The following is a 26,910-nucleotide window of genomic DNA, read 5'->3' on the forward strand; positions in this document are numbered from 1 at the left end:
AACCATGGACCTCGAAGCCCGCCTTCACGGCGCCGCCCCCAGCGAGCACCCCGAGGCCCTGCGCCTGTGGCTGCGCCTGCTCACCTGCACGCAGCTGGTGGAAAAGCAGGTGCGCACCCGGCTGCGCGACCAGTTCGGCACCACGCTGCCGCGCTTCGACCTGATGGCGCAGCTCGAACGCGCGCCGGAGGGCCTGAAGATGAAGGACCTCTCGCGCCGCATGATGGTCACCAGCGGCAACGTCACCGGCATCACCGACCAGCTCGTCGCCGAAGGGCTGGTGGAACGCGTGGACGTGGCGGGCGACCGCCGCGTGTTCCTCGTGCGGCTCACGCCGCGCGGGCGCGAACAGTTCGACGCGATGGCCCACGCGCACGCGCAGTGGATCGTCGAGGCCTTCGGCCCGCTCGGCGAGCGCGATATCGCCAGCCTGCACCGGCTGCTCGGCAAGGTGAAGGCCCACGCCCAGGCAGCCACCCCCACCCTCCAGGAAACCAACGCATGAAGCACTACATCTCCGCGGGCAACCCCATGCGCCCGCAGTTCGAGCCCCGGGCCCCCTACGCGGCACGGCACTTCGCCTGGCAGTTCGACCGCGGCGTGGGCACCATCACGCTGGACCGGCCCGAGCGCAAGAACCCGCTGACCTTCCAGAGCTATGCCGAGCTGCGCGACTTCTTCGGCGCGCTGCGCACGGCGACCGACGTGAAGGCCGTGGTGGTGACCGGCGCGGGCGGCAACTTCTGCTCGGGCGGCGACGTGCACGAAATCATCGGCCCGCTCACCGGCATGACCATGCCCGAACTGCTGGAGTTCACGCGCATGACGGGCGACCTGGTGAAGGCCATCCGCGCCTGCCCGCAGCCGGTGCTGGGCGCCATCGACGGCATCTGCGCCGGCGCCGGCGCCATGGTGGCGCTGGCCTGCGACCTGCGCTACGGCACGCCCGCCGCTCGCACCGCGTTCCTGTTCACCCGCGTGGGCCTGGCCGGCGCCGACATGGGCGCCTGCGCGCTGCTGCCGCGCATGATCGGGCAGGGCCGCGCCTCCGAGCTGCTGTTCACCGGCCGCGCGATGACGGCGCAGGAAGGGCTGGCCTGGGGCTTCTTCAACGGCCTGCACGAATCGGCCGACCTGCTCGCCCACGTGCAGGCCGCGGCCCGCTCGCTGGCCGAGGGCCCCACCTTCGCGCACGGCATGACCAAGACCATGCTGGGCCAGGAGTGGAGCATGACCATCGACCAGGCCATCGAGGCCGAGGCCCAGGCGCAGGCCATCTGCATGCAGACGCAGGACTTCCGCCGCGCCTACGAGGCGTTCGCAGCCAAGCAGAAACCCGTGTTCGCGGGGGATTGAGGCCATGCACGCCGCCACGCCCCCCGCGCCCGCCGCCCCGTCCACGGCGCACCTCGCCCTGCCGTTCTTCGGCGAAGCCCACCGGGCATTGGTGGATGGCCTCGTGCCCTGGGCCGCCGCGCAGGCGGTGGACGAATCCGACGACCGCGCCGCCTGCCGCGAGTGGGTGCGCCGCCTGGGCGACGGCGGCTGGCTGCGCTACTGCGTGCCCGCCGCGCACGGCGGCGCGCTGGCCGAACTCGATTCCCGCGCGCTGGTGCTGCTGCGCGAGACCCTGGCCTACCACTCGCCCCTGGCCGACTTCGCCTTCGCCATGCAGGGCCTGGGCAGCGGCGCGATCACGCTGGCCGGCAGTGCCGCGCAGCAGGCACGCTACCTGCCCGCGGTGGCGCGCGGCGAGAAGATCGCCGCCTTCGCGCTCAGCGAGCCCGAGGCCGGCTCCGACGTCGGCGCTATGAAAACAATAGCTACACAGGCAAACAATCCGCCGGCATCGGGCCCGAACGGCTCCGATACCGCGGGCGAGGCCATGGGCGCCTACACGCTGAACGGCACCAAGACGTGGATCAGCAACGGCGGCATCGCCGACTTCTACTGCGTCTTCGCCAAGACCGACCCGGCCGGCGGCACGCGCGGCATCAGCGCCTTCATCGTCGATGCGCCCACGCCGGGCCTGGACGATTCGCGCCACATCCACGTGATGGCGCCGCACCCGCTGGCCACGCTCGCGTTCGAGGGCTGCACCGTGCCGGCCGATGCGCTGCTGGGCGAGCTGCACGGCGGCTTCAAGCTGGCCATGCGCACGCTGGACATCTTTCGCGCCTCGGTGGCGGGCGCCGCGTTGGGGCTGGCGCGGCGCGCGCTCGCCGAGGCGGTGCACCATGCGCGCACGCGCCGCATGTTCGGCCAGACGCTGGGCGACTTCCAGCTCACGCAGGCCAAGCTGGGCGAGATGGCGGCGCTGGTCGATGGCGCGGCGCTGCTCACGTACCGGGCGGCATGGATGCGCGATGAATCGCTGTCCGCGGGCCGCGCGCACGATCCTTCTGAGGCCCGGAATCGCAGCGTCGCCGCTGCGATGGCCAAGATGACCGCCACCGAGAACGCGCAGCGCGTGATCGACATGGCCCTGCAGATGCACGGCGGGCGCGGCGTCGAGGTGGGCGCCAAGATCGAATCGCTGTACCGAGACATCCGCGCGCTGCGCATCTACGAAGGCGCCACCGAGGTCCAGCAACTCATCATCGGCAAAGCCGTCTTGCAGGAGCAGGCATGACCCCCAGCGCACAGACCGACACCTTCGTCCACGACCGCCTGCCGCCGCGCGAGCAGTGGCCCGCGCTGCACTACGACCTGCCCTCGCTGCAGGTGCCGGCGCAGGCCAACCTCGTGCAGGTGCTGTTCGAGCGCGCCGCACAGGCAGGCCACGGCGGGCGGCCGCTGCTGCGCTCGCCCACGCGCACCTGGACCTACGCGCAGGCGCAGGACGAGGTCGCGCGCATCGCCCGCGTGCTGGTGGACGGCCTGGGCCTGGTTCCCGGCAACCGCGTGCTGCTGCGCGGCGGCAACACGCCCGAGATGGCGCTCGCCTGGCTGGCCGTGGTGCATGCCGGGCTGGTGGCGGTGGCCACCATGCCGCTGCTGCGCGCGCGGGAGCTGTCCGACGTGATCGAGCGCGCCCAGCCCGCCGCCGCGCTGTGCGACGGCCGGCTGCTGGACGAGCTGCAGGCCGCGCAGGCACAGCACCCGGTGCTGCGCGCCATCGTGCCCTTCCACACCGCGCCGGCGGCCGACGACCTGCTGGTGCGCGCGGCCGGCTGCGCGCCGCTGCCCGCCTGCCCCACCGCGGCGGACGACATCGCGCTCATGGCCTTCACCTCGGGCACCACGGGGCATCCCAAGGCGCCGGTGCACAGCCACCGCGACGTGCTGGCGGCCTGCGGCGCGTGGCCGCACCATGTGCTGCGCTCCACGCCCGAGGACATCGTGGTCGGCTCGCCGCCGCTGGCCTTCACCTTCGGGCTGGGCGGGCTGCTGCTCTTTCCCATGGCCGCCTGCGCGAGCGTGTACTTTCCCGACGTGCCCTACACCCCCGAGGTGATGGTGCGGCTGATGCGCGAGGTGGGCGCCACCGTCTGCTACACCGCGCCCACCTTCTACCGGCAGATGGCACCCTTCGCCAAGGCCCTGGGCCTGCCCGCGCTGCGCACCTGCGTGAGTGCCGGCGAGGCCCTGCCGGATGCCACGCGCCAGCTGTGGAAGGACGCCACCGGCATCGAGATGACCGACGGCATCGGCGCCACCGAAATGTTCCACATCTTCATCTCGTCGGCCGGCAGCGAGGTGCGGCGCGGCGCCATCGGCCGCGTGGTGCCGGGCTACCAGGCCAAGGTGGTGGACGGGCGCGGGCGCGAGCTGCCGCGCGGCACGGTCGGCAAGCTCGCCGTGATCGGCCCCACGGGCTGCCGCTACCTGGACGATGCGCGCCAGGCCAACTACGTGAAGAACGGCTGGAACCACCCCGGCGACGCCTTCGTGCAGGACGCCGACGGCTACTTCTTCTACCAGGCGCGCGACGACGACATGATCATCACGGCCGGCTACAACGTGGGCGGCCCCGAGGTCGAGGATGCCCTGCTGCGCCACCCCGCCGTGGCCGAGTGCGCCGTGATCGGCGTGCCCGACGACGAGCGCGGCATGGTCGTCAAGGCCATCTGCGTGCTGCGCCCCGGCCATGCCGGCGACGACGCCCTGGCCAAGGCGCTGCAGGACCACGTGAAGGCCAGCATCGCCCCCTTCAAATACCCGCGCATCGTGGAGTTCGCCACCGCCCTGCCGCGCACCGAGACCGGCAAGCTGCAGCGCTTCAAGCTGCGCCAGGCCGCCGCGCTGGCCCGCGACAGCGCGGCCGCTGCGGCCGCCAACGCCCCACTTCCATCCCCCAAGACATGACCCTGCACACCCGACTGCAACCGCCCGACTGGGCGCCCCCCAAGGGCTACGCCAATGGCGTGGCCGCCCGCGGCACGCTGCTCTTCGTGGGCGGCCAGATCGGCTGGAACGCCCGCCAGGAGTTCGAGAGCGACGACTTCATCGTCCAGGCCCGCCAGACCTTTCTGAACGTGCGCGCCGTGCTGGAGGCCGGCGGCGCCGGCCCCGAACACCTGGTGCGCATGACTTGGTACGTGGTGGACCGCGAGGAATACAACGCGCGCCTGAAGGAGCTGGGCGCCGCCTACCGCGAGGTGCTGGGCCGGCACTTTCCGGCCATGGCCTGCGTGCAGGTCGCCGGCCTCATGGAAGCGCGCGCGCGCATCGAGATCGAGGCCACCGCCGTGCTGCCGGACTGAGCGCGGCCCCCTGCACTTCCCGGCGCCCCGGCGGGGGCGGAAACGGCCCGCACCGGGCGCGGCTGCACGATGTGGCCTAATAGCGTGTTTTTCACTTTTCTCTCCAGGAGCCTCCCAAATGGGCAACAAGATCGTTACCGAAGCCGACCGCAAGCGCACCCCCCGTCCCCAGCCACTGCCCGGCGTGACCCTGGCCACCCCCGGCCGCGGCCAGCGCGTGAGCCTGGAGCGTGGCGTCGCCACCCGCAGCAAGAAGAACCCCGGCAAGCGCTCCAAGAAGGGCGGCTGAAAAGCCCCCTTCGCGCCCAGCGCAACGCCAAAGCCCTCTCCGGAGGGCTTTTTTCATGGTGCGACGGTGGCGCGCCAACGCGGCGGCGGCGCGCTCGGCCCGCCGGCTCAGAACCGGTAGCGCGCCGCCATCACCTGCGCACTGCGCGGCGCGCCGTACATGCCCGAATACCACCAGCCCGACATCGCGGCGATGTACTTGCGGTCGAACACGTTCTGCACGTTCAGCGCGACCGGCAGGCGATCGTTCACCCCGCAGCGGGCCAGGAGGCGGGCCACGGCCCTCTAACGCCAGCCTTGCGTGCCACCCGCCGCGGCCTGTGCGGCGATCCGCCAGCAGGCCGCGCCGAAACGCACCGCCTCGCCCTGCACAAAGGGCTCGAAAGCCGCCCGCACGGCGGCGATGACCCGGGTGCGGGTCGGCCCGTCGGCGCCGCGCAGGGCCAGGCCGACCGGGCCAAGGCCGGTGAAATAAGGCACCAGTTCGTCGCGCCGCAGCGTGCAGACGACATCCAGGGGCTCGATCTCGATGCCGGCCCAGCCACTGGCCCGCAGGATGCCCGCCACCCGCTCACGGTCCGCGAACGCGAACTGGCCTGGCGCATCCGGCTGGCGCACGGGCAGGCCCGGCAGCAGCGGGGCGGCGGCGCGCTCGGCGGCCGTCATGAAGGGGTTCTCCGCCGCGCTGCGCCACGCGACGGCGCACAGGCTCGCACCGGGGCGCGCCGCGCGGCGCAGGTTCGCGAACGCCGCCACCGGGTCGCCGAAGAACATGACCCCGAAGCGCGACACCAGCCGATCCACGGAAGCCGGCGCGAACGCATGGGTCTGCGCATCGGCACAGACGAAGTCCGCGCGGGGCGCCGTCAGCCCCTCGCGCAGGCCGCGCTGGCGCGCCGCGGCGACCATGGGCGCGGAAAGGTCGATCCCGGTGCAGCGCCCTTGGTCGCCCAGCCGGCGCGCGATGGCCAGCGTGGTGGCCCCGGTGCCGCAGCCGATGTCGAGCACCTGCATGCCGGGCCCCGCGCCAGGGGCGTCGGCCGCCTCGGCGAGCAGGGCCTCGAAGGGCGCGAACATGCGGTCGAGCAGGGGCTGCGCCTGCACCCAGGCATGGCCGGCGGCGCCGTTCCAGAGCGCGGCTTGCGGGGAATCGATCGAAAGGGGTGGGTTCATGGCGGCCTCCTGGGTGCCTGGAAAGGGAGTGAAAGCTAGACTGTGCGACTTCAAGCCGACTTGAGGTCAAGCCCATGGAGATCCTGGACATCGCCGAGGTGGCACGCCGTTCGGGCCTGCCGGCATCGACGCTGCGCTTCTACGAAGAAAAAGGCCTGATCGCCTCCGTCGGGCGGCACGGCCTGCGGCGGCTGTTCGATGCGGGCGTGGTGGAGCGGCTCGCGCTCGTCGCGCTCGGGCGGGCGGCCGGCTTCTCGCTCGACGCCATCGGGCAGATGTTCGGCCCCGACGGCCAGCCGCGCATCGACCGCGACCGGCTCCTGGCCCAGGCCGACGACCTGGACACCACCATCCGCCAGCTCACCGCCATGCGCGACGGGCTGCAGCACGCCGCGCGCTGCAAGGCCCCCAGCCACATGGAATGCCCCACCTTCCGGCGCCTCCTGCGCGCCGCCGGGGCGGGGGCTGCCATCGGCCGTCCCAGGCGGCCCGCCGATCCAGGCCACTGACCCGCCAGGGCCCCATGGCCTGCGGCAAAGGGCACAATCGATCCACCCTTTCCACCTGCCGGGACCGCACCATGTCCACCCACCTTTCACCGAACGACGCCGGCGCCCTGTACCAGGCGTTGCAGGCGGGCCCGCTGGCCGGAAGCCCCATCACGGCGCTGCGCATCGGAGCGGGCCACTCGTCCATCGCCAGCGGCACCCAGGCCCAGGCCCGGCTGCTGCGCACCCTGGAAGTGGGCTACTACGCCACGGCCGCCGCCTGCTTTCGCCACGATCCCCCGGCCGAGGGCGAACTGGAGCACGCCATCCAGGTGGTGGAAGAGGCCGTGATGCCCGTGCACGCGGTGCTGCCGCCGGACACCACGCTCTACACGGCCGATGCCGGCATCCGCCAGGTGGCGCTGGCGGCCGGCATCGAAGCCCAGCCCGAGATGACCCTGCCGCTGGATGCCGTGGAGCGCACCTTCAACCGCCTGGTCTCGGTGGCCCTGGGCCGCCCGCCCGCCCAGGAGGGCCTGCCCGAGGGCTCCGCCTTCGCCGCCACGCTGCTCATCCTGCGCGAATGCATGCAGCACCTGGGCTTCGACCGCATCGTGATCCGCTCCGACACGGTGGTGTAGCCCGCGGCCCGGTGATCAGCCCGGACCGGGCACCACGAACGCCGCACGCGCCGCCTCGGCCGCCGCGCGCACGCTGCAGCCTTCGAAGTGGTCGTTGACCAGCCCCATGGCCTGCATGAAGGCATAGACCGTGGTGGGGCCGACGAAGGTGAAGCCCCGTTTTTTCAAGTCCTTGGACATCGCCACCGAAGCCGGCGTGGTGGGCATGGCGCGCACCGACTCCAGCGTGATGCGGCCGGGGCGCCCTTCGGCGGCGGCCGGGGCGAAACGCCACACGTAGTGCGCCAGCGAGCCGAACTCGCGGCGCAGCTCCAGCACGCGCTGCGCGTTCTGGATGGCCGACTCGATCTTGCCGCGGTGGCGCACGATGCCGGCATCGCCCAGCAGCCGCTGCACGTCGGCCGCACCGAAGCGCGCCACCTGCTCGGCATCGAAATGGGCAAACCCCGCGCGGAAGGCTTCGCGCTTGTTCAGGATGGTGAGCCAGCTCAGGCCCGCCTGAAAGCCTTCCAGGCACAGCTTTTCATACAGGCGCCGGTCGTCCGCGACCGGAAAGCCCCATTCATGGTCGTGGTAGTGGCGGTACAGTGGCGTGGCGCTGCACCACTGGCAGCGGGCGCATCCGGCCTCGTCGGTGAACAGGCCACTGTCCGGACTGGAAGACGGGTGGGCGGAAACGGGAGCGGAAAGAGGGGCGGGCATGCCGGGATTCTGCCCGCGCCCCGAACGCGGGGGCACCCGGCGGCGAACAATGGCTTTCGCTATCCTTGGCCCACCGACCGCCGACCCATTGCCGAATGCCCCTGCCACCCTTTCCCCCGTCACCCTTGCGGTCGCCCCGCCCCCTGCTGCTGGCCGCCTCGCTCCTGCTCTCCGGCTGCGCCAGCACGGGGCAGTCGCTGGCGTACTACTGGCAGTCGGTGCGCGGGCACCTGCAGCTCATGCACGCGGCCGAACCCATCGACACGTGGCTCGCGCGGGGCGACACCTCGCAGCCGCTGCGCGATCGCCTGCAGCTGGCACAGGAGGCCCGGCGCTTCGCCGTGACCGAGCTGGCGCTGCCCGACAACGCCAGCTACCGCCGCTATGCCGACCTGGGCCGCCGCGCGGCCGTGTGGAACGTGGTGGCCGCGCCGCCCGATTCGCTCACGCTGCACCGCTGGTGCTTTCCGATCACGGGGTGCATCGGCTACCGCGGCTATTTCAACGAGGCCGATGCGCGCGCCGAGGCGGCGCGGCTGGCCACCGAGGGCCTGGAGGTGGGCGTGTACGGCGTGCCGGCGTATTCCACCCTGGGCTACATGAACTGGGCGGGCGGCGACCCGCTGCTCAACACCTTCATCGGCTGGCCCGAGGGCGAGTTCGTGCGGCTGCTCTTCCACGAGCTGGCGCACCAGGTCGTGTACGCCCATGGCGACACACTGTTCAATGAATCGTTCGCCACCGCCGTGGAGCGCCTGGGCGTGGCGCGCTGGCTGGCCGAGCGCGCCACGCCGCAGGCGCGGGCCGACTACGCGCGCGGCGATGGCCGCCGCAACGCGTTCCGCGCGCTCACACGGAACGCCCGCGAGCGGTTGGCCGCCGTCTACGCGGCCCATGCGCCCCGTGCTTCGGAAGCCCCGGCCCCGGCCTCCGCCGCTGCGGCGGTCGCTGCGGCCGAAAACGCCGCTGCCAGCGCGGAGATGGCAACCTTGAAACAGAAGGGCATGCAGGCGTTTCGCGCCGATTACGCCGCGCTGCGCGCCCGCTGGATCGCCGAGGACGGCGCCACCCCCGCGCAGCTGGCGGGCTACGACCGATGGGTGGCAGAGGCCAACAACGCCACGTTCGGCGCGCAGGCCGCCTACGACGAATGGGTGCCGGCCTTCGAGGCGCTGTTCGAGCGCGAAGGCCGCGACTGGCCGCGCTTTTATGATGCGGTGAAACGCCTCGCGGCCCTGCCGCACGAACAACGCCAGGCCGCCATGCGCGCCCTGCTGCCCACGCCATCCCCGGAGAAGCCCCTTGCCTGACATCCACATCCAACGCCCCCACCGGCTCGGCCTGCCCGAGGCCCGCAAGATCGCCGGCCTGTGGGCCCAGAAAGCCCAGGCCAAGTTCGACATGGAATGCGCCTACGAAGAAGGCGCGGCGCAGGACACGCTGCGCTTTCAGCGCCCGGGCATCGAAGGCACGCTGCAGGTGCATGCCGACCGCTTCGAACTGCAGGCGGAACTGGGTTTCCTGTTCAGCGCCTTCAAGGACCGTATCGCCGCCGAGATCGATGCGCAGTTCGACAAGCTGCTGGGCCGGCCGTCGCCCAGTGCGGCCTGAGCCGCATCGGTCACCGCAACAAAAATGCGGGGCCGCGCACTGCACGGCCCCGCATGGAAACACTGGCGCCCAGCGCGGCGTCAGCTCAGCGATTCGATGAGGTCGATGTACTGCTGGCGGGCGGCATCGCCCTCGGTGCCCTTGAGCTTTTCCCAGGCGTCCCATTTGGCGCGGCCGACCACATCGGAAAAGCTCGGCTTCTTCTCGGCGTTGTCGCCGGCCGTGGCCTGCTTGTAGAGCGCGTAGATCTTGAGCAGCGTCGGGTTGTCGGGGCGCTCGCTGAGGTTCTTGGACTGGGCGACGGCGGCTTCGAACGCCGCGTTCAGATCGGACATGGAAAGGGTCTCCGTTGGTGGTCGAACTGCCATCTTAGGGCCTCTGTTGCTCCTGCGCCCTGGAACGCCCGGAGCGCCGTGACCCCCCATCGCATCAGCGCCGCATCCCGTCAAAAGGTTTCCCAGTCGCTCTCGGATCCGGGCCGGGATGCCGGTGGCGCGGCGCGGTTTGCCGCCGCCGATGCCGAGGTGGTTTGCGCGGGCTTGGGCGCTGGCGAAGTGGCTGGTGGGGCATCGGTTGGCGATGCAGGCGGAGAGTCCGGCGCCTGCGGCCCGGCCTTTTGGCCCACGGCCGGCGACAAGCGCTTGACCGCCGGCTTGGCCGCCGTGGAAGCCGCAAACCGTGGTGCAGACACCGGCGCAGCCCGGGGTACCGGTGGTGGCGCCGCGGCGGGCAGTGCGCCCTCGCCGCCCAGGTGGAACACCGCGGTCGCGCGCACCAGTTCGCTGGCCTGGGCGTTCAGGCTGCTGGCCGCCGCGGCCATCTCCTCGACCAGGGCCGCATTCTGCTGCGTGGCCTGGTCCACGTGCGTGATGGCTTCGCTGATCTGGTCCACGCCGCTGCTTTGCTCGGCGCTGGCCGCGCTGATCTCGCCCATGAGGTCCGTGGCGCGGCGGATCGCGGCCACCACCTCGGCCATGGTGTGTCCCGCCTTGTCCACCAGCGCGCTGCCGCGCTCCACCCGGTCCACGCTGGCGGTGATGAGGCCCTTGATCTCCTTGGCGGCCTCGGCGCTGCGCTGCGCGAGGCTGCGCACCTCCGATGCGACGACCGCGAAGCCCCGGCCCTGCTCGCCCGCGCGGGCCGCTTCCACCGCGGCGTTGAGGGCGAGGATGTTGGTCTGGAAGGCAATGCCATCGATCACGCCGATGATCTCGCCGATCTTGCCGCTGCTGTCCTGGATTCCGCGCATGGTGTCCACCACTTCGGCCACCACCGCCCCCCCTTGCTCGGCCACCGACGAGGCGGTCTGCGCCAATTCGTTGGCCCGGCGCGCACTGTCGGCGTTCTGGCGCACGGTGCTGCCCAGCTGCTCCGCCGACGCCGCGGTCTGCTCCAGCGCAGAGGCCTGCCGCTCGGTGCGCGAGGACAGGTCGTGGTTGCCGGCGTCGATCTCGCTGCTGGCACCGGACACGCTTTCGGCGCTGTTGCGCACGGTCCGCACGACCGAAGCCAGCCGCGCGCTCATGCTGGCCATCGCCGCCATGATGCTGTTCGTATCCCCCGGCCGCACGGGAACGCGCGAAGCCAGATCGCCCGCCGCCACCGCGTCCGCGACACGCTTGAGCTCCGACGGATCGGCGCCGAGCTGCCGCACCACCGTGCGCAGGTAGACGCTCAGGCCGGCAAGGCAAGCCACCACGGCCAGCACCGCGGCCGTTGCCACCGCACGGCCCGTGGCCGCGTATTCCTTCACGTCGTTGATGCGGGAGGACAGGCGCTCGCCCTGGCGGTCCTTTTCCTGGCCCAAGGGCGCCAGCAGGCGGTTGCGGGCGGGAATGGTCTGGTCCACCAGGAAGGCGAAGGCTTCCTCCTTGCGATCGGCCTGGATGAGCGCGAGGTTCTGCTCGCCGGTGGCCCAGAACGCGCGCATCAGCGCGGGCAGGGGCTCATAGGCGCGGCGCCCGTCGTCGGAGACCATGTTGGCGCCGAACTCTTCCAGGGTTTTTTGCAGCAGCTGGCGCTTTTCGGCGATGTCGGCCAACGCGGCATTCCGCTCTTCGGGTGTGCGCGACAGGATCGAGTGCCGCAGCTGCAGCGACACCCGCGTCACGTTCAGCTCCAGGGCCGCGATCCGCTGCAGTTGCGGCACGTTCCTGGAGCGGACCACCTCCGCGTCCTCGGTGACCTGCCCCATCATGATCCAGATCGCGACCGCCACCCCGCCAAGCAGGAGCAGGATGACCCCGTTGATGAGCATCAAACGGCGTGCGAGCGTGTTCCGTCCTTGTCCAACCTCCATAGCGATCCCCTGTGCCTTGATTGTTTTGACAGCGCCGCCGCATGGCGGGCCATACGGGGCGCTGCGGGTGGTGCGCAGGGGCCATTGTTCGCGTTATTCGCAGGAAATGCCAGCCCCCCGTGTCACCACGGATGCAGAGGATCTATCGCCGCAGCGCTATGCGGGGCCGCAAAGCCCGTCCACGGCCTGGAACATCGACTGTCGCGCCTGGCTCACCACCTGGCCTTTCCAGGCGTCGGTGTCGGTGTAGAAGGCGGCCAGCATTTGAGCCCTGATCTGCGTTGCCAGCTCAGCCGGAGCCTCCGGATGCAGGTTCAGCCAGTGCTCGGCGCGCAGGGCCTGCATGACCTCCAGCACCGGCACCGTGCCGTATTCCATCGCGATGCCGGTGATTTCGGCCTGTGGACATTCTTCGTACACGCTGTTCCACATCAGGCCCGTGAGAAAAGCCGAGGTGGACGAACCGTCGTAGATCGAGGTGACGGGCGTGGCGCCGCCGCCGGCCCACCAGTCGCGCGCCCGCTGCACCGAGGCGGCATCGTCCCGGCCGGCATAGATGCGCTCGCCATGGCCGCTCGGCCCCAGGCCCGTGTGCAGATCGATCCAGGCGATGCGCCGGGCGTGCTCGCCCTGCTCGCGCAGCACCTGGCGCAAGGTGCGGTTGCTCCAGGTCGGGGCCGTGCCGCCGAAGAACAGCCCACCCGGAAACTCATGCTGGCCGCGGCTGATGGCGGCCTGCCACGCGGCCTCGCCGCGCTCGGCGATGAAGCGGAACACCGCCTCGCGGTTCTCGGCCGTGGGCGGCCACTGGTCGGGCAGCAGCAGCGGCTGGATCTCGCGGTAGGCCGCGTTCTCCGGCAGCGGCCGGGTGAAGTCGTGGAAATTGCGGTTCAGGTCCACGTTCTCGTGCGTGGCCCGGCGGATGTGCGAGAAGCCATACGGGTTGAGCCCATGCACGTAGAGCACGGCCACGCCCTGCTCGCGGGCCTTGGCGCGCCAGGCCTCGTCGTGCAGGGCGAACACCTGCACGCCGCTGCCGCAGTAGCCTTCGACCCCATGGCAGGCGCTGCTCACGATGAGCAGGTGTTGCGCATGGTCCGGGCCGTCGCGCACCACGTCCATCGCCAGCGTCTCGCCGTCGCGCCCCTTGAGCGGGTGCGTGTGCGACTCCACCAGCAATCCGGCGGCCGCGGCGGCCTCCAGGAACTGGGTGCGGGCGCGCGCGTAGCTGGGGGAAAACGCCGGGGCGATACCGATCATGAAGATCTCCGTTCAAGAGGCCGGGAGGCAAAAAAAGGCAACGCAAAAACCCCGCCGCGAGCGGCAGGGCGCAGGCGCCCGAAGCACCCGAAAAACAGGAATGCCATCCGGCACCCTTGGGAGCCAGGATGGAGGCCGGCACGCGCCAGCGGATCAGCCGGCCGGCCGGGACAGCCAGCCTTGTGCCAGCTGCACCCAGTAGGTGGCGCCGAGCGGGATCAGGTCGTCATTGAAGTCGTAGCTCGGGTTGTGCAGCGTGCAGGGGCCGCCGCCATGGCCCATGGCGCGGTGGTCGCCATCGCCGTTGGCGATGAAGCAGTAGGCGCCGGGCTTGGCCTGCAGCATGAAGGCGAAGTCTTCCGCGCCCATGGTGGGCTCCTGCCGCACCACGTTGGCCTCGCCCACGATGCCGGCCATGACCTGGCGCGCGAACTCCGCTTCGGCAGGCGAGTTGATGGTGGGCGGGTAGTTGCGCACGAACTCGAACTCGCACGTGGCCTCGTGCGCGGCGCAGGTGTGTTCGGCCACCTGCTTCATGCGGCGCTCGATCATGTCCAGCACCTCGACGCTGAAGGTGCGCACCGTGCCCTGCAGTTCGCAGCTGTCGGGCACCACGTTGGTGGCCTCGCCGGTGTGGATCATGGTGACCGAGATCACGCCCGCATCCACCGGCTTCTTGTTGCGGCTGATGATGTTCTGGAAGGCCTGCACCATCAGGCAGGCGATCGGCACGGGATCGGTGCCCATGTGCGGCATGGCCGCGTGGCTGCCCTTGCCGCGGATGACGATCTTGAACTCGTTGCTGGAGGCCATCACCGGGCCGGGGCTCACGGCGAACTGGCCGGCCTTCATGCCGGGCCAGTTGTGCATGCCGAACACGGCCTGCATCGGGAACTGCTCGAACAGGCCATCCTCGATCATCACGCGCGCGCCGCCGCCGCCCTCCTCCGCCGGCTGGAAGATCAGGTACACGGTGCCGTCGAAGTCGCGGTGCTTGGCGAAGTGCTGCGCCGCGGCCAGCAGCATGGCCGTGTGGCCGTCGTGGCCGCAGGCGTGCATCTTGCCGGGGTGGGTGCTGGCGTGGGCGAAGGTGTTGAATTCGGTGATGGGCAGCGCGTCAATGTCGGCGCGCAGGCCGATGGCCCGGCCCGAGGCGCCGCCGTCGCGCCCGTGCACGATGCCGACCACGCCCGTCTTGCCCAGGCCGCGGTGGATGGGAATGCCCCATTCGGTGAGCTTGCCGGCCACCACGTCGGCGGTGCGGACTTCTTCAAAGCACAGTTCGGGATGCGCGTGGATGTCGCGGCGCACAGCGGCGATGCCGGCGGCCTGCGCAACGATGGAGTCGAGGACTTTCATAGGAACATTCCTTTAGCGGTGCACCAGGGCTGGACCCAGCGACCATGACGAAAAAGAAGGGCAGGAATGCAACATGCATGCCTGACGCACCGAGTCTAGGGCCTGCCTGCCCCACACGCCGGAAACTGCTTTGATTGACCTGGCGCAACCTGGGATGCTAATCGCCTCCATAGGATGCCGATAGTCCCAGCAGGCCAGCACGCAGCCTGCAGGTTTCGGCCCTTCGCAAACTCGATCGAATGGGCACCGCTACTTGCCACGTCCAAGCCATCTTCCCCCGGTCCGATCCCCCGATGCCCCCCAGGGCATCCCTTCAGCGCAGAGAGCCAGGAAACCCCATGAAATTCTTCAACGGACTGAGCATCGGCACCCGCCTGCATGGCGTGTCCCTGCTATTGATCGCCGCACTGTCGGCCCTTGCCCTCACCTCCTGGCTCCAGCTCTCGGAAGTGGCGCGGCTGGCCGACGTGGCCGGCAAGACACGCGTGCTCCAGCTCGGGCTCATCGCCAGCACCGAGCTGAGCGTGACGCAAGTGCTGCTGGACCTGCGCCAGGCGCTGCTGGTGCAGTCGCCCCAGGGCATCGACGCCGCGGCCAAGGACATCGACGCGATGCGCCAGCAGATCACCCGCAACGATGACGCGTTCCTGCAGGGGGTGACCAACCAGGCCGGCCGCGACGCCTTCGAGCGCGACTGGCTACAGCTGCAGCGCGCCACCTGGCCCGCCGCCGAGGCCAACATGGCCCTGGTGCGTGGGGGGCAGCAGCCGCAGGCGCAGTCCATGCTGATGGAAAGGACCATTCCCACCTTCATGCCCATGCAGGCCTGGCTGAAGGCCGAACGCGAGCGCCAGAGCCAAACGCTGGCAACGGAGGTACAGGGGATCCAGTCCGCTGCCGACGCCACGCGGCGCCAGCTCACCGCCCTGGTCACGGTGATCGCCATTGGCCTGATCGCTTTTTCCTGTTACATCGCAAGGCTGCTGCGCACCCGCGTGAAGGTGTCGCAGGACGTGGCCGACCGGGTGCGCCAGGGCAACTTCACCCAGCCCGTGATGGACAGCGCCCACGACGAATTCAGTCCGCTGCTGCAGACCATGGCGACCATGCAGGCTTCGCTGACGGACGTCGTGGTGAACGTGCGCAACAACGCCGAAGGCGTGGCCACGGCCAGCGCGGAGATCGCCTCCGGCAACAACGACCTGGCCCAGCGCACCGAGCGGCAGGCCTCGGCGCTGCAGCAGACCGCCGCGTCGATGGAGCAGCTCAGCTCCACCGTCAAGCAGAACGCCGACAACGCCCGGGAGGCCAACCAGCTGGCCGCCGGCGCCAGCGCCATCGCGCAAAAGGGAGGCGACGTGGTGACGCAGGTCGTGGCAACCATGAAGGGCATCCACGACAGCAGCAAGAAGATCTCCGACATCATCGGCGTGATCGACGGCATTGCCTTCCAGACCAACATCCTGGCGCTGAACGCGGCCGTGGAAGCGGCCCGCGCCGGCGAGCAGGGCCGGGGCTTCGCCGTGGTGGCCAGCGAGGTGCGCAGCCTGGCCGGGCGCAGCGCCGAGGCCGCCAAGGAGATCAAGAACCTCATCACCATCAGCGTGGACCGCGTGGGCCAGGGCACCACGCTGGTGAACCAGGCTGGCGTGACCATGGACGAGGTGGTCGCCTCGGTGCGGCGGGTGACTGACATCATGGGCGAGATCAGCGCCGCCAGCAGCGAGCAGAGCGCCGGCGTGGAGCAGGTGGGCCAGGCCATCACCCAGATGGACCAGGTCACCCAGCAGAACGCCGCGCTGGTGGAAGAAAGCGCCGCAGCGGCGCAGAGCCTGAAGACGCAGGCGCAGCAACTGGTGCAGACCATGGAGGTATTCCAGCTCGCGCCCGGGGCATCGCTGCAACAGCCACAGCAGCCCGCCGTGCCACGCCCCCGCCCCAGCGCGGTACGGCCACCGCTGCCAGCTTCGCAGGCCACCGTGAAGCGGCTGGGCACCGCGCCGAGCGCGAGCGCAGCCCACAGAGAAAAGGATTGGGAAGGCTTTTGAGCCCGTGCTCGCAGCGCGGGCCGGCGGGATCCGGGAGAATGGAACCATGATCTCCACGAATGCCCTGCAACTGGCCCAGACGCTGGTGCGCATGAACACCGTCAGCCACCACTCCAATCTGGATCTCATCCATTTCGTGCGCGACACGCTCGAAAAGCTCGGCGTGAAAAGCCGCCTGAGCTTCAACGCCGACAAGACCAAGGCCAATCTGTTCGCCACGCTGGGCGAGGGCAAGCCTGCCGGCATCATCCTGTCCGGGCACACCGACACCGTGCCGTGGGACGGCCAGGACTGGACCTTCGACCCGCTGGGCGCCACCGTCCAGGACGGGCGCCTGTACGGCCGGGGCAGCGCCGACATGAAGGCCTTCATCGCCATCGCGCTCGCGCAGGCCGAAGCGTTCCTGAACAGCGATGCCCCCTTCGCCATCCACTACGCTTTCAGCTACGACGAGGAGGTGGGCTGCTTCGGCGTGAAGGAGCTCATCGCCGACATGAAGGACGCCGGCATCCGCCCGCTGGCCTGCATCGTGGGCGAGCCCACCAGCATGGTGCCGGCCATCGCGCACAAGGGCGTGTACCGCTACAAGTGCTGCGTGCGCGGCAAGGAGGCGCACTCCTCGCTCACGCCGCATTCGGTCAACGCCATCGAGATGGCCGCGCGCGTGGTGGGTCGCGTGCGCGACATGGCCGAGGGCTTCGAGCGGCACGAGCCGCGCTTCGAAGGCTTCGACGTGCCCTTTTCCACCGCCAGCGTGGGCCAGTTCCATGGCGGCATCGCCGACAACGTGGTGCCGCGCGATGCCGAGTTCCGCTATGAATTCCGCGACCTGCCCACGGCGGACGCCGCCGGCATGCAGGCCGAGGTGATCGCCTATGCCCGGTCGCTGGAGCCCGCGATGCATAAAGTGGCGCCCAGCACCGGCATCACCTTCGAGACGATCTGCGAGATCCCGAGCTTCCTGGGCAACCGGGACGATGCCGTCACGCGGCTCGCGCAGCGCCTGGCCGGGGAACAGGGCACCACGCTGGTGGCCTTCGGCACCGAGGCGGGGCTGTTCAAGAACGCCGGGATTCCCACCGTGGTGTGCGGGCCCGGCAGCATCCAGCAGGCGCACCAGCCCGACGAATACGTCTCGCTGGACCAGCTCGCCCGCTGCGAGGCCTTCATGCAGGGGCTGGCCGCGACGCGCCAGCTGTAAACCGCGCGCCGGGTCAGACGCGCACGCGGCCGTCGCCCGTGAGCATCGACATCTCCACGAAGTGCGACCCCGTGTGGTTGCCGGGGCCGAACGCCACCTGGAAGCCCGCGATCTGCTGCGTGCCGAACCCTTCCAGCGCCGAGATCAGCGATTCGCGCGTGGGCCGGCCGCTGGCCTGGCGCAGCCCCTCGGTGAACACGCGCGCGGCCAGGTAGCCCTCCAGGCTGGAGTAATTGGCCTGGACCTTGTTGCCGCCCTTCTTGATCGCGTCCTGGAACTCCCGCGTGAGCTGGCGGGCGGACTGGTAGGGCGAGGGCATTACCTGCGAGACCACCACGCCCGCGCCATCGGCCTTGAGCTCGTCCATCAGCGCCTGCGTGCCCACGAACGACAGGTTGTAGAACGTGCCACCGTAGCCCGCCTTGCGCGCGGCGCGCACGAAAGCGGCGCTGGCGGCATAGGTGCCGACCTGCACGATCGCCTCGGGCCGCGCCGCCACCAGGGTCTGCACCGCTGCGGCCACGTCCACCGAGTTGCGCTCCACCGTGGCCTGCGCCACCGGGGCGAGCTTGTGGGCGCCCAGTGCCAGCGCCACGCCATCCAGTCCGGCCTTGCCATAGGCATCGTTTTGATGGAAGACGCCGATCTTGCTCAGGCCCAGGTGGGTGAGCTTGTTCACGATGGCGGCGGTCTCGTCGTTGTACGAGGCGCGCACGTGGAACACCAATTTGTTCAAGGGCTGGCGCAAGGCCTCGGCCCCCGTGAACGGCGCGAAGAACGGCAGCTTGGCCTGCGTGAGCAGCGGCATCGCCGCCAGGCTGGTGGGCGTGCCCACGTAGCCGAACAGCGCGAACACATCGTCGGTGATGAACTTGCGCGTGTTGGAAGCGCAGCGGTCGGGCTCGTAGCCGTCGTCCAGCGTGCGCAGCTCCACCGTGCGCCGGCCGGAGCCCGCCTGGGCGTTCCACTGCTCGAAGTAAAGCTGGGCGCCCTGGTGCAACTGCACCCCGAGCTGCGCGGCGGGCCCGCTGAACGGGGCGGACTGTCCCAGCACGATCGGCGCCTCCGATTGCGCCCGTGCCAGCCCGAAACCGCCAAGCGCGGCGGCCCCCAGGCCGATGGAAAACCGTCTGCGCCCCAACGCAATATGCTTCATGGTGAAATCCCCTCTTCGATCAAAAACGTCGACGTTCCGCGGGGTCGCCACCCCGCCATCGCTGCTGGTCGGTGAGTGTATCGACAGGAAAACCCCTATGTCCACGACTGAAATCCCCCCCATTTCCGAGCCGGTCCGGCAAGTGCGCGGGGCCTGCCCCCACGACTGCCCCGACGCCTGCGCCCTGCTCACCACCGTGGACAACGGCGTGGCCACGCGCGTGCAGGGCAACCCGGCGCACGGCCACACCGGCGGCGTGCTGTGCGCCAAGGTGTCGCGCTATGCCGAGCGCACGAACCACCCCGACCGCCTGCTGCAGCCGCTGCGGCGCGTCGGCCCCAAGGGCCCGGGGGCGCAGTTCGAGGCGGTGACATGGGACGAGGCGCTCACTGATATCGCGGCGCGTTTGACGCGCATCGCCGCCCGCGCCCCGCAGGCCATCCTGCCCTACAGCTATGCCGGCACCATGGGCCTCGTGCAGGGCGAAAGCATGGACCGGCGCTTTTTCAACCGGCTGGGCGCATCGCAGCTGGGCCGCACCATCTGCTCCACCGCCGGCGGCGAAGGCCTGAACTACACGCTGGGCGGCAAGCTGGGCATGAAGGTGGAGTTCTTCGCCGAATCGCGCCTCATCGTCATCTGGGGCAGCAACTCCATCGGCAGCAACCTGCACTTCTGGCGCTACGCGCAACAGGCCAAGCGCGACGGCGCCCGGCTGGTGTGCATCGACCCGCGCAAGAGCGAGACCGCCGAGAAGTGCCACGAACACCTGCAACTGCGCCCCGGCACCGATGCGGCCCTGGCCCTGTCGCTCATGCACGAGCTGATTGCCAACGACTGGCTCGACCACGACTACATCGCGCAGTACACCGTGGGCTGGGACGCGCTGCGCGAGAACGCGCTGCAGTGGCCGCCCGAGCGCGCGGCCGAGGTCTGCGGCCTGCCCGTGGAGCAGATCCGCCAGCTGGCGCGCGACTACGGCACCACGCGGCCCGCCGCCATCCGCCTGAACTACGGCATGCAGCGCGTGCGCGGCGGCGGCAACGCCACGCGCGCCGTGGCCTGCCTGCCCGCGCTCACCGGCGCCTGGCGCCACCGCGCGGGCGGCCTGCTGCTGTCGAGCTCCGGCCACTTTCCCGTGCAGCGCGCCCAGTTGCAGCGCCCCGACCTGCACACGGGCCCGGTGCCGCGCACCATCAACATGGTGACCATCGGCGACGACCTGCTGCGCGAATCCTCGCCGGAGTTCGGCCCGAAGATCGAGGCCGTCGTGGTCTACAACAGCAACCCCGTGGCCGTGGCGCCTGACTCCGCGCAGGTGGCCCGGGGCTTCGCGCGCGACGACCTGTTCACCGTGGTGCTGGAGCACTTTCGCACCGACACGGCCGACTACGCCGACTACCTGCTGCCCGCCACCACGCAGCTCGAGCACTGGGACGTGCACGTCTCCTACGGCCACACCGACGTGCTGCTCAACCGCCCGGCCATCGCGCCGCTGGGCGAGTCGCGCTCCAACGCCCGCATCTTCCGCGACCTGGCCGAGCGCATGGGCTACACCGAGCCGTGCTTTACCGACAGCGACGAGGCCCTGTGCCGCCAGGCCTACGGCGATCGCATCGACTTCGGACAGCTGCTCGACGTGGGTTTCGCGCCCCTGCCCCTGCCCGATGCGCCGTTCGCCGAAGGCGGCTTTCACACGCCGTCGGGCAAGTGCGAGTTCTACAGCGAGCGGCTGGCGGCCCAGGGCCTGCCGCCCGTACCGGTGCACGTGCCCAACCACGAGCTGCCGCAGCCCGGCGGCCGCTATCCACTGGCCATGATCTCGCCGCCCGCGCGCAACTTCCTGAACTCCACCTTCGTGAACGTGCAGAGCCTGCGCAACATCGAGACGCAGCCGGTGCTGGAGATCCACCCCGACGATGCCGCCCCCCGAGGCATCGCCGACGGCACGCGGGTGCGCGTGTTCAACGACCGCGGCAGCTACGAATGCCACGCCGCCGTGAACGGCCGCGCCCGCCCCGGCGTGGTCAACGGCCTGGGCATCTGGTGGCGCAAGTTCGGCGTGAACGGCACGAACGTGAACGAGCTGACCAGCCAGGCCCTGTCCGACATCGGTGCGGCACCCACGTTCTACGACTGCGTGGTGCAGGTAGAGGCCAGCGGGGCCCACACGACCGCAGGGGCATCCACCTAAAGGCTCCGAGGATGGCGGCAGGAAAATTGACCCTGTTTCGCTAGCTGCTAGCGCTTTGGCCTCAAGCGCCGACAGATATTCTCAAACCTTCAAGATCCACCCATTCAGCGGCTCAACACTTCAAAGCGCAGAAAGTCATTGAGTGTTTTGTCTGCGGTGACCTGTTCATGGGAAACCAGCAGGTACTTCCAAGATTTTCCTCCAACGGATCGGGTGTGATCTGTCGCGTTCTTGCACCACAGTGCACCAGCCCGCGCCTTGGCCTTGACCTCCGTGCTGTCCATTTCTTTGCTGGCTTTGGTTTCCACCATCAGTACGTGGTGCGCAGTCTCGACCACAAAGTCGGGCACATATTCAGGCTGCTCTGCGCCTAGCTTGTAGAACATCTGAAACTGACCTTTGGCAGGCTTGAGCCACTTGTCCGCCTCACGCTCCAGCAGCACGGCAAACTTGCGCTCGGTGTCGGAGTCGAACTTCTGCAGCGGATACAGGCAGCGGCTGAAGCCGCCAAACACCATCTGCTTGATGCGCCCCAGGTCTTCGGGTGTCTCGCGGTAGTCACGCACCACCTGGCCAGCGCCCACGGTGTACGTAGGTGCCTTCAGCGCAGTGAACCCGCGCCGCACATCCACGGTGTACCCAGCCGAGGCGGACTCTTCGAAATGGTCTTGCATCTGCGCATAGACATTGCGCGCAATCAGCTGCCGGTCCAGGTCCAGCACATTACGCACCTCGTCTTCATCCTTGAGGTAGCTGCGTAGGTGCGCCACCACCTGTCCGGCCAGGTCATATAACAGGCTGGCCTGGGTGAGGTAATCAATGTCGTCGTAGTCGATGAGCGCGTGAACGATGTAGTCCTCGGGCCGACGCTCTGTGCCCCCGCTTTGCGCAGACAGGGTGAACTGCTCCTGGTTGCCCAGGTTCTGGCCGACCAGCGAGCGGTCCTTGGGCTGCAAGTGCAAACCCCTCACATCCAATGTGAACGGCTTGAAGCCGCTACGCACCTCGCCTTGGGGCACCACCACAATGCGAGGTATGTCGATGGTCTTTTGCACCACCGCCTCCACCGTGCGGCGCACTACCGCTTGCAGGTCCAGTTCTGCAGCGGGGGTTTCGCCCAGCGACAGGTCCGCCTGCGCGGGCGGCAGCTTTTCGCGCACCGCCTCAGCAATGCGGGCTTGCAAATCCGTGTTCAGAAAGGCTTGGCGTGTGGGGGCTTGCTCTGGCTTGATCTCGTAGCTGCCCAGTACCTCCATCACCACTACAGCGGCCTGGCGCTCGCGCTCCGTGGCGAACAGCGGGGCTGGCGCGTTTGCGCCCGGCAATGGCTTGCGTGCGTTGCCCGCAACATCGCCCACTTGCGAGACACCCTCCGTCAAACCCAGCGCCTCAGACAGGCTCGAGGCCACGGTCACACTCTGCGGCTGGTCGTCGCCATCCTCGGGCGCGTCCAGTTCAAATTTCTTCAGGCGAACAGGCGAATCTGCCTTGGCAGAGTCGTCAATGATTTCCTGAAACCGGTCATGCGCAATGATGCTGAGGCGGTCCACAGCATCCACGCCCGTGCGCTTGCCATACGGCAGGCGCAGCCCCCGGCCAATCGACTGCTCCACCAGCGTGCGCGCATTGGCTGCGCGCAGAGGCACGATGGTGTAGAGGTTGGTCACATCCCACCCCTCCTTGAGCATGTTCACATGGATCACGATCTCGGTGGGCTCGTCCACACTCTCCACGGCCAGCAGCTTGCGCACCATCTCCTCTTCTTCTGCGCCGCTCTTGCTGCTGTCCACCTGAATCACCTTGTTGCGGTAGCGTCCCGTAAAAAACTCGTCCGACTGCAAATGCGCCAACAGGGCCGAGGCATGCGTGGTGTCCCGTGCAATCACCAGCATGAACGGCTTGACCTCATTCACTCCGTTTGTACGCGCATAGGTCTTCAGCTCCACCTTGGTGGCTTCGTGCATGCGCACGCCGTCGCGCAGCTTCACACGCTCCAACTCTTCGGGCGGCAGGGCCTTGGCGTCGAAGTTGCGCTGGGTCACTACCGCGGGCTCTTTCACGAAACCATCATCCATGGCCTGGGCCAGGCGGTATTCCATCACCACGTTCTTGAACGGCACCGGCCCCTTGGTGGTCTCGACAAACGGCGTGGCCGTCAACTCCAGGCCCAGCACCGGCTTCAGGTCGTTGATGGCGCGCAGGCCCGCCGTGGCGCGGTAGCGGTGCGACTCGTCCATCAGCAGTACCAGATCGGACAGGCTGGCCAGGTAGTCAAAATAGCTCTGGCCGATGTATTCGCTCAGGCGTTTGATGCGCGGCGCTTTTCCGCCCCGCACTTCCGACGTGATCTTGGCAATGTTGAAGATATTGATCGTTACCGGAGAGAGCAAATCGCCCAGCGCCTGGGCCCGCTCCTCGTAGTTGTCGCCCGTGATGATTTCTGGCGGGTACGCCGCAAACTCGGCAATGCCCTTGAACACGTACTTGGGTGTGTTGGGCGTGAAGTCGCCAATCAGCTTGTCGTAAATCGTCAAATTGGGCGCCAGCACAAAAAAGTGCTTGATACCGTGCGCTGCATACAAGTAGCTGATGAAAGCACCCATCAACCGCGTTTTGCCTACCCCCGTGGCCAGCGCAAAGCACAGCGAAGGAAAGTCACGCTCAAAGTCTTTCAACGTGGCAAATTGGCCCTGCAGCACCTTCAGCACATCGGCCAGCTCAGCACTGTCGCGGTCGTGCTTCAGCACCAGCGGGCTGGCCTCAATGGCACGAGACAGTGCCTGCAGTGAATCGGTTTGCGGCTTGCGCAGGCTCAGGCGGCCTGCGATGGCGTTGACTTCGCGTTGGCTCATTGTTCGGGTCCCTTGGCCGCCGTGGATTTCGAACGGCTCTTTGTTGTCTTGGTCGCTGGTGCCTTCGGTTTGCCTGTGGCCGCCCGTTTTACTTTGGCTGACGCCCCCTCACGCTGCTCCAACGGTTCCGATGGCACTAACGGTTCCAACCGCTCCAACGGTTGAAACTGCTCCATCTCGCGCCGAATCTCCGCACGCAAATCGTCCTCGCTGGGCAGGGCAAACTGGTATCGGCTGGCAAAAATCTGCTCGCTCTTGTCGCCCAGCACATAGCGCACCACCGCGTCGTTCTTCTCGCTGCACAGCAGCAGGCCAATGGTCGGGTTGTCGCCCTGAGAGGCCACTTCGCGGTCGTAGTAGTTCACGTACAACTGCATCTGCCCTAGGTCGCCATGGGTGAGCTTGCCGACCTTCAGGTCGATCACCACGTAGCACTTGAGCTTGACGTGGTAGAAAACCAGGTCGGGGTAAAAATGGTCTCCATCCAGCGTCAACCGCCGCTGCCGCCCCACAAAGGCAAAGCCACTGCCCAGCTCCAGCAAAAAGGCCTGCAACTGGTTGATCAACGCCTCTTCAATGCGCGACTCCACCAAGCGGTGCGATTCCGGCAAGTCCAGAAACTCCAGCACGTAGGGGTCTTTGATCACATCTTGCGCACGGTTGAGCGCCTGCCCTTCGTTGGCCAGCGCCAGCACGCCCTGCTTGTCGCGGCTCTTGGCAAGGCGCTCAAACAGAAAGGAATGCATCTGCCGCTCCAGTTGCCGGGCAGACCACCCATTGCGCACGGACTCGATTTCATAAAAATCGCGCACGGGCTGGCGCTCTTCTTTCAACAGGGTGCGGTAGTGCGTCCATGACAAGCTGGGGTTGAGCACGCCCGGCTGGACCACATCACGGGCCCCAGGAGATTCGCCACGCACTGCGTGTTGAATCTCCTGTACATCCAAAACAACACGCACTGCGTGTTGTTTTGCCAGCAGCTGCGGGTAGCCCAAAAAAAAGCTGCGCATGTACTGCAATGCGCTGACAGAAAACCCCGCTCCATACTCAGCCGACAACTGTTCAGACAGCGCCTTGAGCAAAGCCTTGCCATACGCCGCCCGCTTGGCACCGCCCTGCTCCGCCTCCACAATCTGCTGCCCTATCAGCCAGTTGGCACACACATGGGCCGTGTTGACCGAGCGCGCCGCGTGGGTGCGCGCAGACTCCCAAATGTGCCGAATGCGCGCCAGCAATTCGGTCTGCGCGGGCAACGTGGTCATGTCCTGTCCTCGCCAAACAAATCATCCTGCGCGGGCGCAGCGCCCGGCTTGGACGCTGCCATTGGCAGGTTGGCCACGTTCAGGCTGTAGTCGTCGTGGCCCCACTCACAGCGGTCCTTCACCATCTTCGGGATTTTTTTGATGGTGAGCTGCGGCCAGCGCTGCGCGGCCTGTGCAGCGGTCACACCCCTGTAGGCACCACAGCACACCAGCAGGCTGCGCTCTGCGCCCACCTCTTCGGCCAGGGCGTCGAGCTGCTCGGCGCTCAGGGTCTGCGTTGTCACATAAATAAAGTCGCGCTCGCTGCTGTGGCCGTGCTGCCACCACAGCGCCTCGCTGGGCGCATAGGCAAAGCCCTCCAGCTTGCACATGGCTGCCGACAGCATGGCTGCGTCGTAAGCCGGGTTGATGACCAGATTGCCCCAGCGGTCGGTGGCCAGCAGAGTGGGGGCCAGCGTGTAGTAGCGAAAGCCGCCACTGCCTTGCCAGCCGGTGGCCTGGGTCACGCCACCGGGGTCGTGCCCGTCGATGACTTTTTGCAGGCGCGGCACGATGTGGGTGTGGCAATGCTCCCCCAGCTCCACCATGATCCAACGGCGGCCCATTTTGTGGGCGACTGCGCCGGTGGTGCCGGAGCCGGCGAAGGAATCTAAGACAAGGTCGCCGGGGTTGGTGGCGATTTCCAATACCTTCGCCATTAGCCTCTCTGGCTTCGGTGTAGGAAATACATCCACCGGGTTCAAACCCAGCATTTCTCGTTTGGCATCCTGATTGTCCCCTGAGTCCTCGCGCAGCCACAAGGTGTCAGGGACGAGTCCAGTACCAACCTTACTCAAAAAAGACTTCAAACGCGGCTTGTCTTTCTCCTGATTTTTCCCCCACCATATCAAGCCGTCTCGTACGTGCTCTGCGTGTCTCTTCTCGTCGTATCCCCAAACTCTTGTTTCGCTGGGAAAAATCAACTCGTTAGTGCGAGGATGGCGAATACCGTAGAAAAGATTAGGCCGTTCAGCCCTTGTTTTTGCACATGTATAGACAACAGACTGCCAGGGCCCACGCGGATCGTTATCAAGATTCTTATACCCTTTCAGCTGATCATCGCTTCGCTCGATGGAGTTAGGTTTCCAAAGATTCTTATTTCGAGCGTAGACCAAAACATGATCATGGCTAATGCTGAGCCACTTGGCATCATTCTGCTTCGAATACTTTTTCTGCCAAACAACATTGGCAACAAAATTCGACCGCCCAAACACCTCATCGCATAACACCTTAAGGTAATGCGCCTCGTTGTCGTCAATCGTGATCCACAGCGAACCATCGTCGGCCAGCAGGCGACGAATGATCTCCAGCCGGTCGCGCATCAACCCCAGCCAGATTGAATGCTCCAGCCCGTCGTCGTAGTGCGTGAAGGCGCTGCCGGTGTTGTACGGCGGGTCGATGAACACGCACTTCACCTTGCCCGCAAACTCGGCCTCCAGCGCTTTGAGCGCCAGCAGGTTGTCGCCCTTAATGAGACGGTTGTCGAAAATATCCTGGTCCGTTACGCGCTGCTTGGCGTGGTAGCTGCGGGCCGGGTCTTCCAACAAAATGCGCGGCTCCAGCCGAGGGCGCTGGTCCTTGCCGATCCAGGTGAGTTCTAGTTTTTGGTGTGCCATGGTGGGTATTGTCTA

At 68.0% G+C, this 26,910-nt stretch carries 24 protein-coding genes; 13 read left to right on the forward strand and 11 right to left on the reverse strand.

Annotated elements, in window-relative coordinates:
* Nucleotides 1-4 precede the first annotated feature (4 nt).
* The 6 genes from AVME950_RS23555 (at nucleotide 5) to AVME950_RS23580 (ending at nucleotide 4,995) form a co-directional block, all read left to right on the forward strand.
* Nucleotides 5-505 (forward strand): MarR family winged helix-turn-helix transcriptional regulator, encoded by a 501-nt coding sequence (locus tag AVME950_RS23555; protein WP_272567036.1) that lies wholly within the window; start codon nucleotides 5-7, stop codon nucleotides 503-505.
* Nucleotides 502-1,356, forward strand: coding sequence for an enoyl-CoA hydratase family protein (locus tag AVME950_RS23560; protein ID WP_284401418.1), 855 nt, complete (start codon nucleotides 502-504; stop codon nucleotides 1,354-1,356). The genes AVME950_RS23555 and AVME950_RS23560 overlap by 4 nt, the downstream gene beginning before the upstream one ends.
* Before the next feature lie 4 nt (nucleotides 1,357-1,360).
* Nucleotides 1,361-2,632 carry an acyl-CoA dehydrogenase family protein gene (locus tag AVME950_RS23565; protein ID WP_284431650.1) on the forward strand — a complete coding sequence of 424 codons (1,272 nt, stop codon included), beginning with the start codon at nucleotides 1,361-1,363 and terminating at the stop codon, nucleotides 2,630-2,632.
* Complete coding sequence (locus tag AVME950_RS23570) at nucleotides 2,629-4,308, forward strand: AMP-binding protein (protein ID WP_284431651.1); 1,680 nt, start codon at nucleotides 2,629-2,631, stop codon at nucleotides 4,306-4,308. Before AVME950_RS23565 ends, AVME950_RS23570 begins: the two co-directional genes overlap by 4 nt.
* Before the next feature lie 2 nt (nucleotides 4,309-4,310).
* Entirely contained in the window at nucleotides 4,311-4,706 is a 396-nt protein-coding gene (locus tag AVME950_RS23575; protein ID WP_372588286.1) for a RidA family protein, read from the forward strand.
* Between the two features lie 118 nt (nucleotides 4,707-4,824).
* Nucleotides 4,825-4,995 carry a hypothetical protein gene (locus AVME950_RS23580; protein WP_272567028.1) on the forward strand — a complete coding sequence of 57 codons (171 nt, stop codon included), beginning with the start codon at nucleotides 4,825-4,827 and terminating at the stop codon, nucleotides 4,993-4,995.
* Nucleotides 4,996-5,102: 107 nt separating this feature from the next.
* On the opposite strand, the gene AVME950_RS23585 is transcribed toward AVME950_RS23580, so the two are convergent.
* Together AVME950_RS23585 and AVME950_RS23590 are read right to left on the reverse strand one after the other, a co-directional pair.
* The gene (locus AVME950_RS23585; protein WP_284431652.1) at nucleotides 5,103-5,273 is read right to left on the reverse strand and encodes a hypothetical protein; all 171 of its coding nucleotides are present in this window, start codon (nucleotides 5,271-5,273) and stop codon (nucleotides 5,103-5,105) included.
* Between the two features lie 6 nt (nucleotides 5,274-5,279).
* Nucleotides 5,280-6,167 (reverse strand): class I SAM-dependent methyltransferase, encoded by an 888-nt coding sequence (locus tag AVME950_RS23590; RefSeq protein WP_284431653.1) that lies wholly within the window; start codon nucleotides 6,165-6,167, stop codon nucleotides 5,280-5,282.
* Nucleotides 6,168-6,241: 74 nt separating this feature from the next.
* Here AVME950_RS23590 and AVME950_RS23595 point away from each other — a divergent pair, with 74 nt between their 5' ends.
* Complete coding sequence (locus AVME950_RS23595) at nucleotides 6,242-6,676, forward strand: helix-turn-helix domain-containing protein (protein ID WP_284431654.1); 435 nt, start codon at nucleotides 6,242-6,244, stop codon at nucleotides 6,674-6,676.
* Between the two features lie 71 nt (nucleotides 6,677-6,747).
* The gene (locus AVME950_RS23600) at nucleotides 6,748-7,296 is read left to right on the forward strand and encodes a hypothetical protein (protein ID WP_284415141.1); all 549 of its coding nucleotides are present in this window, start codon (nucleotides 6,748-6,750) and stop codon (nucleotides 7,294-7,296) included.
* Between the two features lie 15 nt (nucleotides 7,297-7,311).
* Here the strand turns inward: AVME950_RS23600 and AVME950_RS23605 are convergent, their stop codons facing one another.
* Nucleotides 7,312-7,998, reverse strand: a complete 687-nt coding sequence (locus tag AVME950_RS23605) for a DNA-3-methyladenine glycosylase I (protein ID WP_284431655.1) — start codon at nucleotides 7,996-7,998, stop codon at nucleotides 7,312-7,314.
* 95 nt (nucleotides 7,999-8,093) lie between these two features.
* Here AVME950_RS23605 and AVME950_RS23610 point away from each other — a divergent pair, with 95 nt between their 5' ends.
* Both AVME950_RS23610 and AVME950_RS23615 read left to right on the forward strand, forming a co-directional pair.
* A complete protein-coding gene (locus AVME950_RS23610; RefSeq protein ID WP_284431656.1) occupies nucleotides 8,094-9,308 on the forward strand; it encodes an aminopeptidase in 1,215 nt (404 codons plus the stop codon).
* The gene (locus tag AVME950_RS23615; RefSeq protein WP_284401443.1) at nucleotides 9,301-9,609 is read left to right on the forward strand and encodes a polyhydroxyalkanoic acid system family protein; all 309 of its coding nucleotides are present in this window, start codon (nucleotides 9,301-9,303) and stop codon (nucleotides 9,607-9,609) included. The genes AVME950_RS23610 and AVME950_RS23615 overlap by 8 nt, the downstream gene beginning before the upstream one ends.
* An 80-nt stretch (nucleotides 9,610-9,689) precedes the next feature.
* Here the strand turns inward: AVME950_RS23615 and AVME950_RS23620 are convergent, their stop codons facing one another.
* The 4 genes from AVME950_RS23620 to AVME950_RS23635 form a co-directional block, all read right to left on the reverse strand.
* On the reverse strand, nucleotides 9,690-9,944 hold the full coding sequence (locus AVME950_RS23620; protein WP_284415135.1) for an acyl-CoA-binding protein: 255 nt from the start codon (nucleotides 9,942-9,944) through the stop codon (nucleotides 9,690-9,692).
* A gap of 110 nt (nucleotides 9,945-10,054) precedes the next feature.
* The gene (locus AVME950_RS23625) at nucleotides 10,055-11,908 is read right to left on the reverse strand and encodes a methyl-accepting chemotaxis protein (protein WP_284431657.1); all 1,854 of its coding nucleotides are present in this window, start codon (nucleotides 11,906-11,908) and stop codon (nucleotides 10,055-10,057) included.
* A 156-nt stretch (nucleotides 11,909-12,064) separates the two neighbouring features.
* Nucleotides 12,065-13,168: a M14 family metallopeptidase gene (locus AVME950_RS23630; RefSeq protein WP_284431658.1), complete on the reverse strand. Its 1,104-nt coding sequence runs from the start codon at nucleotides 13,166-13,168 to the stop codon at nucleotides 12,065-12,067.
* A 153-nt stretch (nucleotides 13,169-13,321) separates the two neighbouring features.
* Nucleotides 13,322-14,527, reverse strand: coding sequence for a M20 aminoacylase family protein (locus AVME950_RS23635; protein WP_272549320.1), 1,206 nt, complete (start codon nucleotides 14,525-14,527; stop codon nucleotides 13,322-13,324).
* 338 nt (nucleotides 14,528-14,865) lie between these two features.
* Between AVME950_RS23635 and AVME950_RS23640 the strand changes: the two genes are divergently transcribed.
* A complete protein-coding gene (locus AVME950_RS23640; protein WP_284431659.1) occupies nucleotides 14,866-16,575 on the forward strand; it encodes a methyl-accepting chemotaxis protein in 1,710 nt (569 codons plus the stop codon).
* A 46-nt stretch (nucleotides 16,576-16,621) separates the two neighbouring features.
* Complete coding sequence (gene argE / locus AVME950_RS23645; RefSeq protein WP_284431660.1) at nucleotides 16,622-17,776, forward strand: acetylornithine deacetylase; 1,155 nt, start codon at nucleotides 16,622-16,624, stop codon at nucleotides 17,774-17,776.
* Between the two features lie 13 nt (nucleotides 17,777-17,789).
* On the opposite strand, the gene AVME950_RS23650 is transcribed toward argE, so the two are convergent.
* Entirely contained in the window at nucleotides 17,790-18,932 is a 1,143-nt protein-coding gene (locus AVME950_RS23650) for an ABC transporter substrate-binding protein (RefSeq protein WP_284431661.1), read from the reverse strand.
* Between the two features lie 97 nt (nucleotides 18,933-19,029).
* Between AVME950_RS23650 and AVME950_RS23655 the strand changes: the two genes are divergently transcribed.
* On the forward strand, nucleotides 19,030-21,126 hold the full coding sequence (locus tag AVME950_RS23655; RefSeq protein WP_284431662.1) for a molybdopterin-containing oxidoreductase family protein: 2,097 nt from the start codon (nucleotides 19,030-19,032) through the stop codon (nucleotides 21,124-21,126).
* Between the two features lie 104 nt (nucleotides 21,127-21,230).
* Here the strand turns inward: AVME950_RS23655 and AVME950_RS23660 are convergent, their stop codons facing one another.
* The 3 genes from AVME950_RS23660 to AVME950_RS23670 are packed head-to-tail and all read right to left on the reverse strand — an operon-like array spanning nucleotide 21,231 to nucleotide 26,895.
* Nucleotides 21,231-23,978, reverse strand: a complete 2,748-nt coding sequence (locus tag AVME950_RS23660; protein WP_284431663.1) for a DEAD/DEAH box helicase — start codon at nucleotides 23,976-23,978, stop codon at nucleotides 21,231-21,233.
* Nucleotides 23,975-25,240, reverse strand: coding sequence for a PDDEXK nuclease domain-containing protein (locus AVME950_RS23665; protein WP_284431664.1), 1,266 nt, complete (start codon nucleotides 25,238-25,240; stop codon nucleotides 23,975-23,977). Before AVME950_RS23665 ends, AVME950_RS23660 begins: the two co-directional genes overlap by 4 nt.
* On the reverse strand, nucleotides 25,237-26,895 hold the full coding sequence (locus AVME950_RS23670) for a site-specific DNA-methyltransferase (RefSeq protein ID WP_284431665.1): 1,659 nt from the start codon (nucleotides 26,893-26,895) through the stop codon (nucleotides 25,237-25,239). The genes AVME950_RS23665 and AVME950_RS23670 overlap by 4 nt, the downstream gene beginning before the upstream one ends.
* Nucleotides 26,896-26,910 lie beyond the last annotated feature (15 nt).

This window comes from Acidovorax sp. SUPP950 (genome assembly GCF_030158935.1).
Lineage (GTDB): Bacteria > Pseudomonadota > Gammaproteobacteria > Burkholderiales > Burkholderiaceae_C > Paracidovorax.